General features: G+C 74.6%; 15 protein-coding genes. 11 read left to right on the top strand and 4 right to left on the bottom strand.

Translation table 11 applies throughout. From position 1 onward, the window contains the following. Positions 1–43: 43 nt before the first annotated feature. Positions 44–748, top strand: coding sequence for a TetR/AcrR family transcriptional regulator (locus tag ABD994_RS10860; protein ID WP_345414017.1), 705 nt, complete (start codon positions 44–46; stop codon positions 746–748). Between the two features lie 38 nt (positions 749–786). Here the strand turns inward: ABD994_RS10860 and ABD994_RS10855 are convergent, their stop codons facing one another. Next, positions 787–2,424: an HNH endonuclease signature motif containing protein gene (locus tag ABD994_RS10855; protein WP_345414016.1), complete on the bottom strand. Its 1,638-nt coding sequence runs from the start codon at positions 2,422–2,424 to the stop codon at positions 787–789. A gap of 243 nt (positions 2,425–2,667) precedes the next feature. Between ABD994_RS10855 and ABD994_RS10850 the strand changes: the two genes are divergently transcribed. From ABD994_RS10850 to ABD994_RS10830, 5 genes are read left to right on the top strand one after another with little or no spacing between them, the layout of a single operon-like run. Continuing rightward, the gene (locus ABD994_RS10850) at positions 2,668–4,770 is read left to right on the top strand and encodes a hydantoinase/oxoprolinase family protein (protein ID WP_345414014.1); all 2,103 of its coding nucleotides are present in this window, start codon (positions 2,668–2,670) and stop codon (positions 4,768–4,770) included. Between the two features lie 3 nt (positions 4,771–4,773). Beyond that, positions 4,774–7,089 (top strand): hydantoinase B/oxoprolinase family protein, encoded by a 2,316-nt coding sequence (locus ABD994_RS10845; protein WP_345414012.1) that lies wholly within the window; start codon positions 4,774–4,776, stop codon positions 7,087–7,089. Next, the gene (locus tag ABD994_RS10840; RefSeq protein ID WP_345414009.1) at positions 7,086–8,660 is read left to right on the top strand and encodes an FAD-dependent monooxygenase; all 1,575 of its coding nucleotides are present in this window, start codon (positions 7,086–7,088) and stop codon (positions 8,658–8,660) included. Before ABD994_RS10845 ends, ABD994_RS10840 begins: the two co-directional genes overlap by 4 nt. Continuing rightward, the gene (locus ABD994_RS10835; protein ID WP_345414007.1) at positions 8,657–10,273 is read left to right on the top strand and encodes a (2,3-dihydroxybenzoyl)adenylate synthase; all 1,617 of its coding nucleotides are present in this window, start codon (positions 8,657–8,659) and stop codon (positions 10,271–10,273) included. Before ABD994_RS10840 ends, ABD994_RS10835 begins: the two co-directional genes overlap by 4 nt. Then, positions 10,270–11,022 carry a maleate cis-trans isomerase family protein gene (locus tag ABD994_RS10830; protein WP_345414005.1) on the top strand — a complete coding sequence of 251 codons (753 nt, stop codon included), beginning with the start codon at positions 10,270–10,272 and terminating at the stop codon, positions 11,020–11,022. The genes ABD994_RS10835 and ABD994_RS10830 overlap by 4 nt, the downstream gene beginning before the upstream one ends. A 22-nt stretch (positions 11,023–11,044) precedes the next feature. Here the strand turns inward: ABD994_RS10830 and ABD994_RS10825 are convergent, their stop codons facing one another. Together ABD994_RS10825 and ABD994_RS10820 are read right to left on the bottom strand one after the other, a co-directional pair. Continuing rightward, positions 11,045–12,067 carry a zinc-binding dehydrogenase gene (locus ABD994_RS10825; RefSeq protein WP_345414002.1) on the bottom strand — a complete coding sequence of 341 codons (1,023 nt, stop codon included), beginning with the start codon at positions 12,065–12,067 and terminating at the stop codon, positions 11,045–11,047. Position 12,068: 1 nt separating this feature from the next. Continuing rightward, positions 12,069–12,977 carry an NADP-dependent oxidoreductase gene (locus ABD994_RS10820; protein ID WP_345414000.1) on the bottom strand — a complete coding sequence of 303 codons (909 nt, stop codon included), beginning with the start codon at positions 12,975–12,977 and terminating at the stop codon, positions 12,069–12,071. 70 nt (positions 12,978–13,047) lie between these two features. Here ABD994_RS10820 and ABD994_RS10815 point away from each other — a divergent pair, with 70 nt between their 5' ends. After that, positions 13,048–13,734 carry a TetR/AcrR family transcriptional regulator gene (locus tag ABD994_RS10815; protein ID WP_345413997.1) on the top strand — a complete coding sequence of 229 codons (687 nt, stop codon included), beginning with the start codon at positions 13,048–13,050 and terminating at the stop codon, positions 13,732–13,734. Here the strand turns inward: ABD994_RS10815 and ABD994_RS10810 are convergent. Further along, entirely contained in the window at positions 13,718–14,062 is a 345-nt protein-coding gene (locus tag ABD994_RS10810; protein WP_345413995.1) for an antibiotic biosynthesis monooxygenase family protein, read from the bottom strand. The genes ABD994_RS10815 and ABD994_RS10810 overlap by 17 nt on opposite strands. Positions 14,063–14,126: 64 nt before the next feature. On the opposite strand from ABD994_RS10810, the gene ABD994_RS10805 reads away from it, so the two are divergent. Genes ABD994_RS10805 through ABD994_RS10790 form a run of 4 tightly spaced genes read left to right on the top strand, consistent with a single transcriptional unit; the run spans position 14,127 to position 17,047 of the window. Then, positions 14,127–14,861 carry a TetR/AcrR family transcriptional regulator gene (locus ABD994_RS10805; protein WP_345413993.1) on the top strand — a complete coding sequence of 245 codons (735 nt, stop codon included), beginning with the start codon at positions 14,127–14,129 and terminating at the stop codon, positions 14,859–14,861. 31 nt (positions 14,862–14,892) lie between these two features. Beyond that, positions 14,893–15,516 (top strand): VOC family protein, encoded by a 624-nt coding sequence (locus ABD994_RS10800; RefSeq protein WP_345413991.1) that lies wholly within the window; start codon positions 14,893–14,895, stop codon positions 15,514–15,516. Beyond that, entirely contained in the window at positions 15,513–15,758 is a 246-nt protein-coding gene (locus ABD994_RS10795) for a hypothetical protein (RefSeq protein ID WP_345413989.1), read from the top strand. The genes ABD994_RS10800 and ABD994_RS10795 overlap by 4 nt, the downstream gene beginning before the upstream one ends. Continuing rightward, the gene (locus ABD994_RS10790) at positions 15,755–17,047 is read left to right on the top strand and encodes an alpha/beta hydrolase (RefSeq protein ID WP_345413987.1); all 1,293 of its coding nucleotides are present in this window, start codon (positions 15,755–15,757) and stop codon (positions 17,045–17,047) included. The genes ABD994_RS10795 and ABD994_RS10790 overlap by 4 nt, the downstream gene beginning before the upstream one ends. Positions 17,048–17,093 lie beyond the last annotated feature (46 nt).

Below are 17,093 nucleotides of genomic sequence, written 5' to 3'. Positions count from 1 at the left end.
CTGTGGGTACCGTGCGGTCCAGTCGGTGGTCGGGAGGGGTGCGGTGGACGACGGGCTCCTCGTGCGGATCGACGCGGGTCCGCCGGCGCCCCGATCGCGGGCGCGGGAGGGCAAGCGCGCGGCGATCGTCCGCGCGGCCACCGAGCTGTTCCTGGCGCAGGGCTACCAGGCCACGAGCACCGAGCAGATCGCGGCGGCGGCCGCGGTGTCGAAGCAGACGGTCTACAACCAGTTCGCCGACAAGCGGACCCTGTTCGCCGAGATCGTCCTGGGCGTCGGGGCCACCGCCGACGCGTTCCTGGCCGAGCTGGCGTCGACGGTCGCGGCGGTGGGCGCGGCCACCGAGGTGGAGCCGGCGCTGCGCCGGGTCGCCCGGCGCTACCTGGCGGTCGTGGGGCACCCGCAGGTCCTCGCGCTGCGCCGGCTCGTGATCAGCGAGGCCACCCGCTTCCCGGACCTCGCCGCCGACTACTACGCCCGCACCCCCTCCCGGGTGCTCGAGGCCCTCGCCGGCCACCTGGCCGAGCTGGGCCGGCGCGGCCTGCTCGCCGTCGACGACCCGGCCCGGGCGGCCGACGACCTCGCCTTCCTCCTCGTCGGGCGCGTGCTCGACGAGGGCATGTTCCGGCCGGGAGTGGTGCGCCGCGACGACACCGCGGTGGACCGGCACGCCGACCACGCGGTCGACGTGTTCCTGGCCGCGTACCCGCCGTCCGGCGGCACAGGTCACCGGTCCTCCGGCTCGTGAGCGAGGAGGCCGGTGACGATCCGGCCTCGACATCGCGATCAGCTCGCGTGTCGCGCGTCGACGATGCGCGGCTGCGCCTCGCGGCGGCGCCAGGAGTCGACGTCGCGCGGCCAGTCGAACGGGTCCGGAGGGTGGTCCGCACTCGGACTCGGCCGCTCGTCCCGGCGCAGCGGATCGTCGGGGTCGCGGTCCCAGGGCGGTGGCTCGAGCGATGGTGACCGGACCCACCAGCGGTGCCCGGACGGCGAGGTCCAGATGATCACCGGTGCGGTGCCGCCGTCGGGATCGGGGGCGAGCTCGGTGTGCCAGTGGCCGAGGGTCTTGAGCTGGTGGTGGCGCCGGCAGACCGGCTTGAGCTGGTCGGCACGGGTCGGTCCGGCGCCGCCGCCAGGTCGGTGGTGCTCGTAGGGCACGACGTGGTCGAGGTCGCAGCGGGCAGCCGGGATGCGGCAGCCAGGGGCGGCGCAGGTGACGTCGCGGGCGCGGACGAAGTCCGCCATGGACGCGGGTGGCCGGTAGCGACGGGCGTCGAGGTGGGCCGCGGCGCCGGTGACCGGGTCGGTGAGCAGGCGCCGCCACCACGCGTCGGGGTCGGAGGCGAGCTTCCGGGCGAGTGCGGCAGGGATGGGGCCGTGGCCCTCGAGCTCGCCAGGCCGGTCGGAGAACCCGGCCAGCACGTCCCACCCGATCGTCACCCGCACCTCGGTGCGGACCGGCGACGACGCGCTGCACCGCACCCCGCGCTGGGGGTCTCGTCCTCGGGTGGGCGTGGGCTGCGTGGCCTGTGCCGCCGGCCCGTCGTCGACGGTGGCAGCCTCGGTCGGGGCGCCCCCGTTCGCTGCGGTGTCGTCCGTGCCGCCGGGCCGGCCGGTCTCGTTCTCGGCCGAGTCGCTGCTGCCGGACACGTCGTCGCCGCAGCTGCAGGGGCCGCCGTCGTCACCACGGCCACGTGCGGTGGCGCCGTCGAGGATGAGGTCGCGCGCGGTGTCGCCGCGGGTCTGCTCCAGGGTGCGCTTCTCGGCATCCGGCGGATCGCCGGCGCTGCGGGCCACGGCGTCCACGACGGCCCACACGCCGCGGGCCTGGTCGGCGGGCAGTCGCAGCTGCAGCACGCCGGTCGCGCCGTGGTCGTCCGACCAGTACCGCAGCCCGCGCCGCGCGGCGGCCTGCTCGGGGCGGCGGCGCACCAGCTCGGGGTCCAGGCGGGTCACGATGCGCCGCACGAGGTCGCGCAGCTGGGCCGGCGTGCGGTCACGGGCCGGGCGGGACCACAGTTCGGCGTCCACCGCCCGCGCGACCCCGTCGTCGCACAGCTCGGTCTGCTCGATCACGACCCGGGCGTGGCCGATGGCGATCCGACCCGCCTCCAACGCCGCCAGGGTGGCGGGCAGCCGGTCGATGAGGACCTCGGCGTGGAACACCCGCACCTCTCCAGTGCGCGGAGCCACCTTCGCCAAGGTGGCCACCTCCATCGCGACCGCCTCGGAGGTCAGTTCGGCCTGCCCCGCTCCGCGACCGCGGGCCTGGCGGGCCTGCAGGTAGTGGGCGGTCTCGCGGTAGAGCCGCCCGGTGGCCCAGTTGGCCAGCGCCTCCCACCCGGCCAGCCGCTCGGCGGCGTCGAACCCCTCGTCGACGGCCAGGTCGACCGGCTCGCTGCCGGCCAGTGCCGCTGCCAACTCCGGACCCGGCAGCCACGACGACCACGCAGGCGCGGCAGATGACGGCCCCTCGGCCACGGCTGCCCAGCCATCATCGAACACATGTTCGATGATACCAGTCACATCGAGGTGGCGGGAGCGACTCCCGAGACCCGTCGCGCCTCCCCACTCTTGACGCTGTCGTCTCTACCGTCTAAAAATCGACACTATCGTCAAACGCGTGGCCCGGGGTCACGCCGTCGTCTTCAGCGAGGAGTGGCCATGGCGTTCGTGATCGGCGTGGACGTGGGCGGGACCTTCACCGACGCCGTGCTGGACGACGACTCCGGATCGGTCATCGCCGCCAAGGCGCCGTCGACGCCGCCGGACTACTCGCGGGGGGTGCTCGACGTCCTCGAGCTGCTCGCCGAGCAGCTGGGGCGGTCGGTCGAGGAGATGCTGGCCGACACCCACCACATCGCCCACGGCACCACGTCGAGCCTCAACGCCCTGGTCCAGCGCGCGGTCCCCGACGTCGGGTTCCTCACCACCAAGGGCCACCGCGACTCGATCTTCATCATGAACGTCGAGGGCCGGTACCTGGGTCGCTCCCCGCACGAGCTGCAGCACGTGCTGGCGCAGGACAAGGACCACTACCTGCTGCCCAAGCGGCACGCCCTCGAGGTCACCGAGCGCGTCGACCGCGACGGCAACGTCGTCGTCGCCCTCGACGAGGACGAGGTCCGCGACCGGGTCGCGACGCTCCGGAGCGAGGGCATCCGGGCCATCGCCGTCTCGCTGCTCTGGGCCTTCCGCAACCCGGTCCACGAACGCCGCATCCGCGAGATCGTCGCCGAGATCGACCCGGACATCTACGTGGCGCTCTCCAGCGAGGTCAGTCCCCGGATCCGCGAGTTCGCCCGGAACTCCACGACGATCATGTCCACCCAGGTCGGCCCCGGCCTGCGCGACTACCTGGCCACCCTCGAGTCGAGCCTCGAGCAGAAGGGCCTGGCCGGGCCGCTGCTGGTCATGCAGTCCAACGGGGGAGCGGTCGCCGCGGGCGAGGCGCCGCAGCAGGCCATCTCGACCGTCGGCTCGGTGCTCACCGGCGGGGTCGTCGGGTCGGTCCAGCTCGGCCAGAAGCTCGGCCACCGGAACATCATCTCCACCGACGTCGGCGGCACGACCTTCCTCGTCGGTCTCATCGTCGACGGCGAGCCCGAGCGCGACACCACCACCGTCATCAACCACCACCCGATCAACGTCCCCACGCTCAAGGTCCACGCCATCGGCTCGGGCGGCGGCGCGATCGCGTGGGTCGACGCCGGCGGCAACCTCCGCATCGGCCCGCACTCGGCGCAGGCCGTCCCCGGCCCCGCCTGCTACGACCAGGGCGGCACCGAGCCCACCAACACCGACGCCAACCTCGTCCTGGGCATCCTCCCGACGGGCCTGCTCGGCGGCCGCAAGGCGCTCGACGTCGAGCGAGCGCGCGAGGCCATCAAGACGAAGGTCGCCGACCCCCTCGGCCTGTCCGTCGAGGACGCCGCCGCCGCCGTCCACGCCGCGCAGAACGCCCAGACCGGCGACCTGCTCCGCAAGAGCGTCGTGGAGGCCGGGCACGACCCGCGCGAGTTCGTCCTCTACGCCTTCGGCGGCTCCGGCCCCGCGTTCTGCGCGAAGTACGCGACGCACCTCGGGGTCGACGAGGTCGTCGTCCCGCTCGGCCCGGTCGCCTCCGCGTTCTCCGCCTACGGCCTCGCCGCGTCCGACATCGCGCTCGCCCAGGAGCTCTCCGACCCCGCCCAGCTCCCCGTCGACGCCGTCCGCCCCGAGAAGAACTTCGCCCAGCTCGAGGACCAGGTCCGCCAGGGCCTCGACCGGCAGGGCCTGGCGTTCGACCGCGTCGAGATCGTCCGCGAGATCGACATGCGCTACGCCATGCAGCTGGCCGAGGTCACGGTGCCGGTGCCCGACGGCCCGCTCGACGAGGCCGCGCTCGACACCGCGGCTCAGCGGTTCGAGCAGCGCTACGCCGACCTCTACGGGCAGGGCACCGGCTTCTCCGCCGCCGGCATCCAGGCGATCACCTACCGCGTCCGCGGCCGCGGCGTCCTGCCGTTCAGCCCCGAGCTCCCGCCGCTCGACCGGGCCACCGGAGACCCGGAGGCCCGGACCAGCAGGCCCGTCTACCTCGAGATCGGCCAGGGCTTCGTCGACACCCCCATCTACGACTACACCACCCTGCGCGCCGGCCACGTGATCGCCGGACCCGCCGTCATCGAGGTCCCCACGACGACCGTGGTCGTCCCCGACGGCCGCACCGGCACCGTCGACGAGCTGGGCAACCTCCACATCACCCGCACCCGGAACGGAGCCTGAGCGATGACCATGGCCGTCCCCGGCTCCGAGCGTTTCTCGAGCCGCCCGATCGACCCCGCCACGCTCGCCGCGCAGCTCCCCGCGAGCCTGCCGGTCCACACCGTCACCCAGGAGCAGATCGACGCGGTCGACCCGCTGACCTACGAGGTGATCCGGCACCGCCTCTGGTCGGTCACCGACGAGATGGGCGAGGCGCTCAAGCGCATGTCCGGCTCGCCGATCGTCACCGACGCCAACGACTTCGACTTCGCCGTGTCCGACGAGCTCGGCCAGGAGGTGCAGGTCGGGCTCTACAACACGATGCTCGTCGGCGCCGTCGACCTCGCCATCTACTGGACGCTGCAGCACCGCGCGACCAACCCCGGCATCGCCGAGGGCGACATGTTCCTCACCAACGACCCGTGGGTCGGCGGCGGGCTGCACCAGAACGACGCCATGGTCTACCAGCCGGTGTTCTGGGAGGGGGAGCTCTTCGGCTGGACCTCGGCGATCGCCCACCAGCCCGACCTCGGCGGCGTCGGCCTCGGCTCGTTCTCCCCGGCCGCGCAGGACGTCTTCTCCGAGTCATTGCCCACCCCGCCGATCAAGGTCGTCCGCGACGGCGTGCTGCAGGAGGACGTCGCCGACGTCTGGGTCCGCCGCTCCCGGGTGCCGATGATGATCGGGCTCGACCTGCGGGCGAAGATCGGCTCCAACACCGTCGGTCGCGACCGCCTCCTCGCCGTCATCGAGCAGTACGGCGCCGACACGGTCAAGGCCGTGATGAAGCGGATGATGTCCGACGCCGAGTCGCGCCTGCGGGGCAAGCTCACGGACCTCCCCGACGGCACCTGGCGGGCCACCGGTTACCAGGACCAGTCCCACTCCGGCGACCGCGGCCTGCACAAGATCACCGTCGAGATGCGCAAGGCCGGCGACCACCTGACCTTCGACTTCACCGGCACCGACCCGCAGTCCGGGGTCGTCAACTGCACCTACGCCGGCATGCGCGGCGGCGTCATGCTCGCGCTGCTGCCGATCCTCGCGGGCGACATCCCGTGGTCGGCCGGTGGGCTCATGCGCTGCTTCGACCTCGTCGCCGAGGAAGGCACGATCAACAACGCGAGCTTCCCGGCCGCCGTCGGGCGCGGGCCGATCGGGCCGGCGTGGCTCACCGGCAACCTCGTCGCGGAGTGCCTCTCGCAGATGCTCGACCAGGCGCCCGAGCTGGATGCGCACGTCCAGTCCGCCTGCTGCGGCACGTGGGACACCGCCGTGATCGCCGGGCTCGACCAGCGCGGCGCGGTGCCGACCCCGTTCCTCTCCATCCTCATGGACCCCATGGCCGGCGGCTACGGCGCCCAGCCGCAGGCCGACGGCATGGACACCGGCGGGCTGTTCTGCATCCCGATGGGCCGCGTGCCCGACGTCGAGATGACCGAGTTCCTCTACCCGGTCCTCGCGCTCTGGCGGCGGGAGGAGCCGGACTCGGGCGGTCCCGGACGACGGCGGGGCGGCGTCTCGGCGTCGATGGCGGTCACGCCGCACGGCACGAGCTTCCCGATCGGCCTGGTCCTCGCCTCCAACGGCAAGGCGGTCAGCCAGAACAACGGGCTCGCCGGCGGCTACCCCGGCAACACCGGCGTCGAGTACATCGCCCGCGGCGCCGAGGTCACGACGATGCTCGGTGCCGGCCGGCTGCCCGCCGACCTCGCCGAGGTCGGTGGTGCGGCGGAGCTGCAGCCCTGCTACGGCGAGACGTACGTCGCGCCCGGCGAGGTGTTCACGATGTTCTGGCAGGGCGGCGGGGGGTACGGCGACCCGCTCACCCGCGAGCCGGAGGACGTGGCCCGCGACGTGCGCGAGGAGAAGGTCACCGCGGCGGCCGCCGAGCAGGCGTACGGCGTGGTCGTCTCGAACGGCACCGTCGACCCCGGGGCGACGGAGAGCCGCCGTCGGGAACTGCGGGACGCCCGCCGCAGCCGGGCCGACGTCGGCGGTGAGCGGGAGACGATCGACCTCACCGGCGCGCGCCGGCTGGACGACAACCTCGTCGCGGTCCGTCGTGGTGGAGCCGAGCAGGTGGCGTGTGTCCACTGCGCGACGCTGCTCGGGTCGGGCGCGGTGGGCGAGCTCGACCTCGTCCGCTACGAGGGACCGGTCAGCGACGCGGGCCCGCAGGTCGTGGACGACGCGGGGTCCTACGTCGACGGCGCGGTGCACTTCCGGCAGTACTGCTGCCCGGGGTGCGCCGTGGCGGTGTCGACGGCGGTCGTGCCGGTCGACCACGTCGACGACGTGACCCGCACCAGCCGCGTGCTCGCGGACGCCCGGTCGTGACGCCGGACCGCGTGGCCGTGCTCGGCGGCGGACCGGGAGGTCTGTACGCCGCGCGGCTCCTGAAGCTCAGCCGGCCGGACTGCGAGGTCGTGGTCCACGAGCAGGGCGTGCCCGACGAGACGTTCGGGTTCGGGGTCGGGCTCGCGGCGCGCACCCAGCGTCGGCTCGCCGAGGCGGACCCCGCCTCGCTCGACGACATCCTCGCGGCCTCGTGGTCCCACGACATGCGGATGCGCGTCGGGGGCCGCGAGGCCGGGATGAGCGTGTCGAGCCTCGTCGCGGTCGGGCGCGCCGAGCTGCTGCGGGTGCTGCAGCGCCACGCCGAGGCTGCCGGGGTGAAGCTCGAGTTCGGGGTGCGGCGCACGGCCGACGAGCTCGACGCCGACCTCGTGGTCGCGGCGGACGGCGTCGGGAGCGCGACGCGGTCGGCCGGCGACTTCGGCGCCGACGTCGAGACCGGCAGCGGCTGGTACCTCTGGGCCGGCGTCGACGTCGCCCTGCCGCACGCGCTGTTCGCCCCGGAGCGGACCGGGCACGGGGTGTTCGTGACGCACGCCTACCCCTACGCGGCCGACCGCAGCACGTTCCTGGTCGAGACCGACGAGGCGACGTGGCGATCGGCGGGGTTCGCGGAGACCACGGCGGCGACCCCCGCCGACGCGTCCGACGAGGACGCCCTGCGCTACCTCTCCGGCGTCTTCGCCGACCACCTCGACGGCCACCACCTGATCGGCAACCGCACGCGCTGGCTGCGCTTCCGGACGGTGCGCTGCGCCCGCTGGCACGCCGGGCGGGTCGTCCTGCTCGGCGACGCCGCGCACACCGCGCACTACTCGGTGGGCTCGGGCACCAAGCTCGCCATGGAGGACGCCATCGCGCTGGTCTCCGCGCTGCAGGAGACGAACGACCTCGAGTCCGCGCTGACGGCCTACGAGGCCGCCCGCCGCCCGGCCGTCACGCGGCTCCAGGACATCGCGGAGCGGTCGCGCCGCTGGTGGGAGACGTTCCCGGAGCGGCTGGACCTCCCGGTCGAGCAGCTCCTCGTCGCCTACATGAGCCGCGCCGGCAACGTCCCGCTGGAGCGCTTCGCCGCCGGGACGCCCGAGGTCGTGACGTCGGCCCTGCGGCAGTGGGCGGGGGAGGGGCCGCCGGCCGGCGGGTCGCTCGTCGAGTGGGCGTTCGCGCGGGCACTGCGCCCGTCGTCGCCCGGGCAGGAGCCCGACCTGGACGTGCTGGACGAGCCGCTCGGCACGCGGGGCTTCGACTCGCGCGTCGTGCCCGACGACCCCGCCGCGCTCGGTGCGACGGTGCTCGACGTCGGCACCGACGCCCGCCCGTCGGGCGTCGAGCACGCCGTCGAGGACGCCGTCCGCCGCGGCGCCGGCGTCACCGGCGCGGTGTGGCTCACCGGCGGGGACGACCGCTCGAGCGTCCTCACCCGGCTCGAGGTCGCCGAGCGCCTGCGGCGTCGCACCCCCGCGCTCGTCGTCGTCGCCGGGCCGCGAGACCTGCGCGACGACTTCGCCGACGGCCTCGTGGCCGACCGCACGCACCTGGTGGCGCTGCGATGACCGCGAGGACGACCGCGGGGACCCGCTATCCCGCGGACCGCGTCACGGCGTACCGCGAGGCCGGGCTCTGGGGCATCCGCACGATCGCCGAGGAGCTGCACGCGGTCGCGCTGGCCCACCCGGACCGCGACGCCGTCGTCGCGGCCCAGGGCCGGCGGACGTACGCCGAGCTGGACGCCGAGACCGACCGGATCGCGGTCGGGCTCGCCGGGCTCGGGCTGCGGCCGGGCGACCCGGTGATCGTGCAGGTCACCAACCGGCTCGAGACGGTCGTCGCCTGGTACGCGCTGCTCAAGGCCGGACTGGTGCCGGTCGCGACGCTGGCTGCCCACCGCGGGCACGAGATCGCGCACATCAGCCGGGCCGCCGGGGCCCGCGCCCACCTGGTCGAGAGCGGGACGAAGGGCATCGACCTCGTCGCCTTCGCCCACGAGCAGGCCCGCGACCACCCGACGCTGCGCCACGTCCTCGTCCTCTCCGACCTCCCCGTCGCCGACCTCGACCCGGCCGCGGCGCGGGCGCGGGTCGAGGAGATCCAGCACGGGATCGACCCCGACGACGTCGCGGTGTACCAGCTCTCCGGCGGCACCACGGGCGTCCCGAAGCTGATCCCGCGGCGGCACGCCGAGTACTGGTACAACGCCCGCGCCTACGCCGAGGTCCTCGGCTGGACCGCCGACGACCGCGTCGGGCACCTCATCCCCGTGATCCACAACGCCGGGGTTGTGTGCGGCGTCCACGGCCCGCACACCGTCGGTGCCTGCCTCGTGCTCACCGACCACGACCTCGACACCGCGATCCCGCTGCTCGTCGCCGAGCGCACCACCTCGGTGCTGTTCGGCCACGTGCACTACCGGGCGCCGGAGCACCCGCGCTACGACGAGCTCGCGGCGTCGCTGCGCGTCGTCCTGCTCTCCGGGGCGAAGGTGTCGCCGGAGCTGTTCGCCCGCACCGGCCGCGGCGGGGCGTGGGTGGGGCAGCTGTTCGGCATGGCCGAGGGCATGTTCCTCGTGACGCCGCGCGGGTCGTCGCCGGAGCTGCGCCGCGAGACCGTCGGGGTGCCGATCTCGCCGCTCGACGAGGTGCGGATCCTCGCGCCCGGGACCGAGGACGAGGTCCCCGACGGTGAGGTGGGGGAGCTGTGCTGCCGCGGTCCCTACACGCTGCGCGGCTACCACGGCGTCGACCGGCCCGAGGCGTTCACCGCCGACGGCTCGTACCGGAGCGGTGACCTCGCCGCGGTGCGCCGGCTCGACGGGTACCGCGCCATCTCGATCGAGGGCCGCATCAAGGACCTCATCAACCGCGGCGGCGAGAAGATCAACGCCGAGGAGGTCGAGCTCCTGCTGCTCGCGCATCCCCACGTCGTCGAGGCGGCGCTGGTCGCGATGCCCGACCCGCGGCTCGGTGAGCGCGGCTGCGCGTACCTGGCCACCGACGGCACGCCGGTCACGCTGGAGGACGTGCGCGCCCACCTCGCGGCGCTCGACGTCGCGCGGTTCAAGTGGCCCGAGCGCGTGGAGCGGGTGGACGCCCTGCCGCGCACGAAGGTCGGGAAGCTCGACAAGAAGGTAATGGCCGCAGACATCACGAGCCGTCTGGAGCGAGAGTGAGCCACCACCGGATCGGGATGATCGTCCCGAGCTCCAACGTCACCGTCGAGACCGAGGTCCCGGCGCTGCTCGCGCGGCACCCGTCGGCGACCTTCTCCTTCCACGGCAGCCGGATGCGCATGCACCGGGTGACGCCCGAGGAGCTCGTCGCCATGAACGCCCAGCGCGGCCGGTGCGTCGACGAGCTGGCCGACGCCGGCGTCGACGCCCTGCTCTACGCCTGCCTCGTCGCGGTCATGGCGCAGGGGCCGGGCGAGCACCGGCGGGTCGAGGCCGAGGTCGCCACCCGGCTCGGCGAGCGCGGGCTGCCGGCGGCGCTCGTCTCCAGCGCCGGGGCCCTGGTCGACGCGCTGGCCGCCCGGTCGTGGGGCCGGGTCGCGCTGGTCATGCCGTACCTGCGGCCGCTGGCCGAGCAGGTCGTCGCCTACCTCGAGGCCGAGGGCCTGGAGATCGTCGACTGGGCCGCGCTCGAGGTCGGCGACAACACCGAGGTCGGCTGCATCCCCGGCGACCGCGTGCTCGACGCCGCCCGCGGCCTCGACCTGGGGCGCGCGGACGCCCTGGTCGTGTCCTGCTGCGTGCAGATGCCGTCGCTGCCGATCGTCGGAGCCGCCGAGCGCGAGCTCGGCCTGCCGGTGCTCTCGGCCGCCACCGCGGGCGCGTTCTGCCTGCTCCGGGCCCTCGATCTGCCGACGGAGCTCCCCGACGCCGGGGCGCTCCTCGCGTCCCCTGCCCCCGCCGCCGTCTGACCCACCGGACCGCGGAGGGGGCTCAGCTCACCCGCACCGACACGTGCCCCCGGAAGCGGCCGGCGAGCAGGTCGACGAGCGCCCCGGGGGCGGCGTCGAGACCGCCCTCGACGACGGTGTGGGGGAAGACCAGCCCCTCGGCGAGCCAGCGGCCGAACGCCGCCGGCCACTCCCCGAGGACGTGCGGGGCGTGGGACAGGGCGAAGCCGCGCAGGTGGATCCCGCGCACGATGGCCCGCTGCGTGTCGAGACGCGGCCACGGCGCCCCGGCCTGCTGGGTCGCGAGGGCGCCACCGATCGCGAGGCGGGCGTGCGGGGCCGCCACCTCCACGGCCGCCTCGAGCTGCGTGCCGCCCACGAGGTCGAGCACCGCGGTGACGCCCTCGGGCGCGGCCGCGCGCAGCGCGTCGGGCAGCCCGGGGTCGTGGTGGTCGATCGCGGCGTCCAGGCCGAGCTCGTCGACGAGCCAGCGGCACTTGTCTAGCGACCCGGCCGTGCCGATCACCCGGGCCGCCCCGAGCCGCCGCGCGATCTGGCCCGCCAGCGATCCGACCCCGCCGGCCGCGCCGGTCACCAGCACCACGTCGCCGTCGCGCACCCCGGCGACGTCGCGCACCCCGTACAGCGCGGTCGCGCCGTTGCCGGTGGCGAGGTGGTACTCGGGCGCGGGCAGCAGCGTCGGGTCGAGGACCTGCACCGCGGAGGCGGGGACGTCGGCGTACTCCGACCAGGGACCCCAGAAGGAGACGAGCGTGCCGGCCGGCACGGGCCCGCCCTCCGGGGCGAGGACGGTGCCGACCGCGGGGCCGTCCACGGGCTCGTCGAGCGCGAGGGGCGGGAACGGCAGGTCGGCGTCGGCGTCCATGCGCTCGCGCAGGACCGCGGCGAGCCCGAGGTGCCCGGTCCGCACGAGCAGCCGGCCGGGCGCCGGGGGCCCGACGGGGACCTCGACGGTGCGGAAGACGTCGGTGGTGAGCGCGCCCGCGGGACGGGCGACCAGGTGGACGGCGCGGGCGCGGTCGGGGAGCGGGTCGGGGAGCGACACGTCAGACCACCAGGACGAGCCGGCCCCGGACACGGCCCGTCTCGCTCCAGCGGTGGGCGTCGGCGATCGCCGACAGCGGGAACGTCCGCTCCACCGGCAGCCAGAAGCGGCCGGCCTCGATCAGGTCGCCGATCGTCGCCATCGCGTGGAAGGCGTTGCCGTCGGCGAACCCGTTGCTGAAGTGCACGCCGTGGGCGGCGGCGCCCTCCGTGTCGGCCACGGTGAGGACCCGGTCGGCCGCACCGGTGAGCGCGACGAGCTCGGGCAGGACCCCGCTGCCCGCGATGTCGACGGCCGCGTCGACACCGTCGGGCGCCAGGGCCCGGACCCGGTCGACGAGGCCGTCGCCGTAGACCACCGGCTCGGCGCCGAGCAGGCGCAGGTAGTGCTGGTTGGCCGCGCTCGCGGTGCCGATCACCCGGGCCCGGCGGGCCCCCGCCAGCTGCACCGCGGTGCTCCCGATGCCGCCCGAGGCCCCGCTGAGCAGCACGGTCGTGCCCGCGCCCACCGTCAGCTGGTCGAGCACGCGGGTGGCGGTCTCGAGCGCGATCGGGAGCCCGGCCGCGTCGACGAAACCGAGCGAGCGGGGCATCCGCGCGCGGTGGGTGACGAGCGTGTACTCCGCCGCGCCCGCGTGGTCGTCGGAGACGCCGAACACCCGGTCGCCCACGGCCACGTCGGTGACGCCCTCGCCGAGCTCGTCGACGACGCCGGCGACCTCGGCGCCGGTGGTGGACGGCAGCGGCGCACCGAAGGACAGCGTGCCGGCCCGCAGCTTCGGGTCCGAGGCGCTGATGCCGACCGCGCGGACGGCGAGGCGCACCTGGCCGGGACCGGGGTGCGGGTCGGGCAGGTCGACGATCTCGAGGACCTCGGGTCCTCCGTACTGCGCGAACCGTGCGGCCTTCATGGCGGTCCCCTTCCGTCGATCAGCAACTTATCATCGATAAGTTCCTGAGCAACGGGATACCCTGCGCGGCATGGACGACGAGCGGGCGAGCGACGTGCTGTGGCTGCGCGATCGTCCGGAGCCCGCGCCGCGGCGGGCCGAGCCGCTGAGCGTGGCGCGCATCGTCACGGCGGCCGTCGCGGAGCTCGACGAGCACGGCGTGGAGCGGCTGACCATGCGCCGGCTCGCGCAGCGCCTCGACGTCACCTCGACCGCGCTCTACTGGCACGTCCGCACCAAGGAGGACGTGCTCGACCTCGCCGTCGACCACGTGCTCGGCGAGGTGCCGATCCCGGGTGAGGCCGGCCCGCGGCCCGCGGTGCGCGCGCTGCTCGTCGACTGGCGCGCGGCGATGCTGCGGCACCCGTGGTCGTCGGTCCTGCTCGGGCGCCCGCTGCTGGGGCCGAACGTGCTCGCGCGCATCGAGTTCCTGCAGGCGACGCTCGTGCGGGCCGGCCTGTCCGGCGTCGAGCTGAACACCGCGACGAAGCTGCTCTCCAACGTCGTCATCGGCACCGCCATGAACGATTCCTCCTGGCGGCGCCTGGGCGACCCCGCGGTCATGGCCGAGGTGCGCGCGTTCATCGGCGGGCGCGGCGACCTCTACCCGACGCTGGGCTCGTCGGGCTTCCTCGACGGCGGCCCCACCGACGACGAGCTCTTCGAGCGCGGGCTGGACCGGGTGCTCGACGCGGTGGGGCTCAGCCCTCCGGCGTGAACGACAGGGTCGGCCGGTAGAGGCCCGGGTACTGGGCCGGGCGCGGCGCGGCCGGGTCGCTCCCGAAGCGGGTCGCCGCCTCCCGCATCTCCGGGTTCGCGGCGGCGTCGCGCCACGCCTGCTCGCTGTCCCACCGCGCGATGTTGACGAGCTGGAAGCGGGCCTCGCCGGACACGGCCTCGTGGAGCTGGGCGCCCCGGAACCCGGGCGCCGCCGCCATGATCGCCGCGAGCCGCCGCCAGCCGTCCGTGAACGCCGGCACGTCCTCGCGCGCGATCTCGAAGACGTTGATGAACGTGACGCCGTCCTTATCGCTGTTCTGCTCCATTGACCAATGGTAAGTGGCGTTGCGCCCGATCCGCCAGGGCTGCTCCTCCGTATCGTCGCCACCCATGAGCGCGCCCGAACCCGTCCCGGACGGCGCCCCCGCCCGGCGGCCCCGCCGGGAACTGGTCGAGGCGCAGATCTACGAGCAGGCGACGCGGCTGTTCGCCGAGCGCGGCTTCGCGGGCACGAGCCTGCAGGACATCGCCGAGGCGATGGGCATGACGCGGCCCTCGCTGTACTACTACGTCCGGAACAAGGACGAGCTGCTCGCGCGCCTGGTCACCGAGATCACCGAGGGGCCGGCGGACACCGCCGAGGAGATCGCGGGCAGCGCCGACGACCCCGTGACCAAGCTGCGCGAGCTGGTGCGGGTCACCGCGGCGCAGCAGGCCCGTCACGGGCCGCGGTTCCAGCTGGTGATCCGCTCGGAGTCGGAGCTGCCCGACGACCTCGCCGCGTCCCACGCGGCGGCGAAGCGGCGGGTCCTCGACGGCTTCGTACGCATCGTCGAGGAGGGCGTCCGCAGCGGGCAGTTCCGTCCGCGGCCGGCCCGCAGCACCGCGCTCGCCCTCATCGGCATGTGCAACTGGGTCGCCTTCTGGTACCGCGACGGCGGGCCCCAGGGTGTCGACGACGTCGCCGACCAGATGGCCGAGATGGCCGTCGCGATGGTCGCCCAGGCCCCGGACCGGCAGCCCGACAGCCCGCGGCCGGACGACCCCGCGGCGGCGCTCCGCCTGCTGCGCCAGGACCTCGACTACCTCGAGAGCGTTATTGCTACACCGACGTCGAAAGATTGACGCTGACGTAGACGGCTCCTACGCTGGGGCCATGGCGCTGGAGCACAAGGTCCGCGGTGTCGACCACGCGGCGTTCCCGACGTTCGACCCGGCCGCGACCGTCCGCTTCTACCGCGACGTCCTCGGCTTCCCGGTCGTGCACTCGATCTGCGCGGCCGGGTGGGGCCCGGAGGACCACCCGGACTTCATCCACTTCTTCTTCGACATCGGCAACGACGACCGGATCGCGTTCTTCTACTACTTCGGCCTCGAGCCCCAGCACGCCCACGGGCGCGGCGACGTCTACGCCGGGTTCGGCCCGGAGGTGCCGGAGTTCTTCGTGCGGTCGCGCCACCTCGCCATCCACGTCGAGGACGACGCCGACCTGCTGGAGTACCGCCGCCGTCTCGACGAGTCGGAGTGGCCGGTGGAGATGCAGATCCGGCACGAGACGATCGAGTCGATCTACACGCACGACCCGAACGGCTACATGGTCGAGTTCACCCGCGCGATGCGTCCGGTGACGCCGCAGGAGGACCTCGACGCGAACCTGACGATCGACGCCCTGCTCGACGTCGTCGGCGCGCCCGAGCCGAGCTTCGGCAAGCTGCTCGCGCGCAAGGCCGAGCTGATCGTCGAGCGCGCGGCCGCCTGGGAGCTGGAGCAGAGCCGGTGACCGCCCTCTACGTCCTCGACGTCCCGGAGAACACCACGGTGGCCAAGGTCGCCGCCGAGGACGCGACGGTGACCGTCGGGAAGGTCGGGCCCTACTTCGAGATCACCGCGGACGGGCCGATCGTCGTCGACCGGCGCGCGACCGGGTGCCGCCACGCGGTCTGGTACTCGTGCGTCGCGGGCGTCGCGGGGGGCGACATCACCCAGCACGACAAGCACGCGCTGCGGATCGACCCGGCATGAGCGCACCCGTCACCGGTCTGGGGGCCGGCCGGCACGTCGCGGTCGGGGAGCGCCCGGCGACCACCGCGACGAGCGTCCACGAGCTGACGACGTCCGACGGCGCCACGGTGCGCGGGCTGCTCGCGACGGTGCCGGGGGCGCGCACGGTCGCGTTCGTCATGCACCCGCGCCAGGACGTCACCCACCACGCGCTGGTGCCGCACCTGCTGCGGGCCGGGGTCGCGGTGTGGACCCAGCACACGCGCTCGGTCAACAACGACCTGACGCTGGTGCACGAGCAGGCGCTGCTCGACGTCGCGGCCGGGGCGGTGTTCCTGCGGGAGCGGGGGTTCGACGCGGTCGTGCCCGTCGGCCACTCCGGCGGGGGGACGCTGTTCGCCTACTACCTCGAGCAGGCCGGTCTTGCCCCCACCGAGCGGATCGCCACCACGCCGGGCGGGCGGCCCACGGGGCTCGCGGACGCGGAGATGCCCGCGCTCGACGGCGTCGTGTTCCTCGCCCCGCACCCCGGGCAGGGCCGGCTCCTGCTCGGCTGCATCGACCCCTCGGTGGCCGACGAGCGCGACCCGCTCGCGGTCGTCCCGGCGCTCGACCCGTTCGACCCCGCGAACGGCTTCGCCGAGCCGCCCGCCAGCAGCGCGTACGCCCCGGAGTTCCTCGAGCGCTACCGCTCCGCGCAGCACGACCGCGTCGCGCGGATCGACGCGCACGCCCGAGCGCTCCTCGCGCGCACCGCCGAGGCCCGGGCCGCCCACCGGCGCACGGGCGCCGCCGGGGACCGCCGGCGCGCGCTCGCGCCGCACGTGATCACGGTGTTCCGCACCGACGCCGACCCCCGCACCGTGGACCTGTCGCTCGACCCGAGCGACCGGCCGTACGGCTCGCTGTTCGGGGCGCGCCCCGACCTGATCAACTACGGGCAGGTGGGCTTCGGGCGGCTGACGACGCCCGAGGCATGGCTGTCGACGTGGTCGGGCCTGTCGTCGCACGCCGACTTCGTGCGCTGCGCCCCCGGCGTCACCGTGCCGACGCTCTTCCTCGAGCTCACCGGCGACCAGGCGGCGTTCCCGTCGGACTCCCGGCGCATGGTCGGCGCGCTCGGCGCCACCGACCTCGTGCACCTCGCCGTGCGTGGCACGCACTTCGGCGGCGCGATCGCCCCCGGGGAACCGACCGGGAACGAGCTCGCCGCCGACGAGGTGCGCCGGTGGCTCGGCGACCGGTTCGCCCTCGCCCCGGCACCGGCCTGGGATCCCCGGTCGTCGCCCCCGCACGACACCTCGCCGTGACGTGGGTGTCGTCGCGGTTGCCCCTGGTCGACGCTGGGCATTCGCA

The sequence above is a fragment of the Actinomycetospora chlora genome, assembly GCF_039542135.1.
Taxonomy (GTDB): Bacteria; Actinomycetota; Actinomycetes; order Mycobacteriales; family Pseudonocardiaceae; genus Actinomycetospora; species Actinomycetospora chlora.
This window is presented reverse-complemented; position numbering and strand designations above follow the sequence as displayed.

Excerpts from the sequence above, each read along its gene's own strand:
- ABD994_RS10850 (WP_345414014.1), top strand. The coding sequence starts at position 2,668 with ATGGCGTTCGTGATCGGCGTGGACGTGGGCGGGACCTTCACCGACGCC.
- ABD994_RS10845 (WP_345414012.1), top strand. The coding sequence starts at position 4,774 with ATGACCATGGCCGTCCCCGGCTCCGAGCGTTTCTCGAGCCGCCCGATC.
- ABD994_RS10835 (WP_345414007.1), top strand. The coding sequence starts at position 8,657 with ATGACCGCGAGGACGACCGCGGGGACCCGCTATCCCGCGGACCGCGTC.
- ABD994_RS10820 (WP_345414000.1), bottom strand. The coding sequence starts at position 12,977 with ATGAAGGCCGCACGGTTCGCGCAGTACGGAGGACCCGAGGTCCTCGAG.
- ABD994_RS10815 (WP_345413997.1), top strand. The coding sequence starts at position 13,048 with ATGGACGACGAGCGGGCGAGCGACGTGCTGTGGCTGCGCGATCGTCCG.
- ABD994_RS10810 (WP_345413995.1), bottom strand. The coding sequence starts at position 14,062 with ATGGAGCAGAACAGCGATAAGGACGGCGTCACGTTCATCAACGTCTTC.
- ABD994_RS10805 (WP_345413993.1), top strand. The coding sequence starts at position 14,127 with ATGAGCGCGCCCGAACCCGTCCCGGACGGCGCCCCCGCCCGGCGGCCC.
- ABD994_RS10800 (WP_345413991.1), top strand. The coding sequence starts at position 14,893 with ATGGCGCTGGAGCACAAGGTCCGCGGTGTCGACCACGCGGCGTTCCCG.
- ABD994_RS10790 (WP_345413987.1), top strand. The coding sequence starts at position 15,755 with ATGAGCGCACCCGTCACCGGTCTGGGGGCCGGCCGGCACGTCGCGGTC.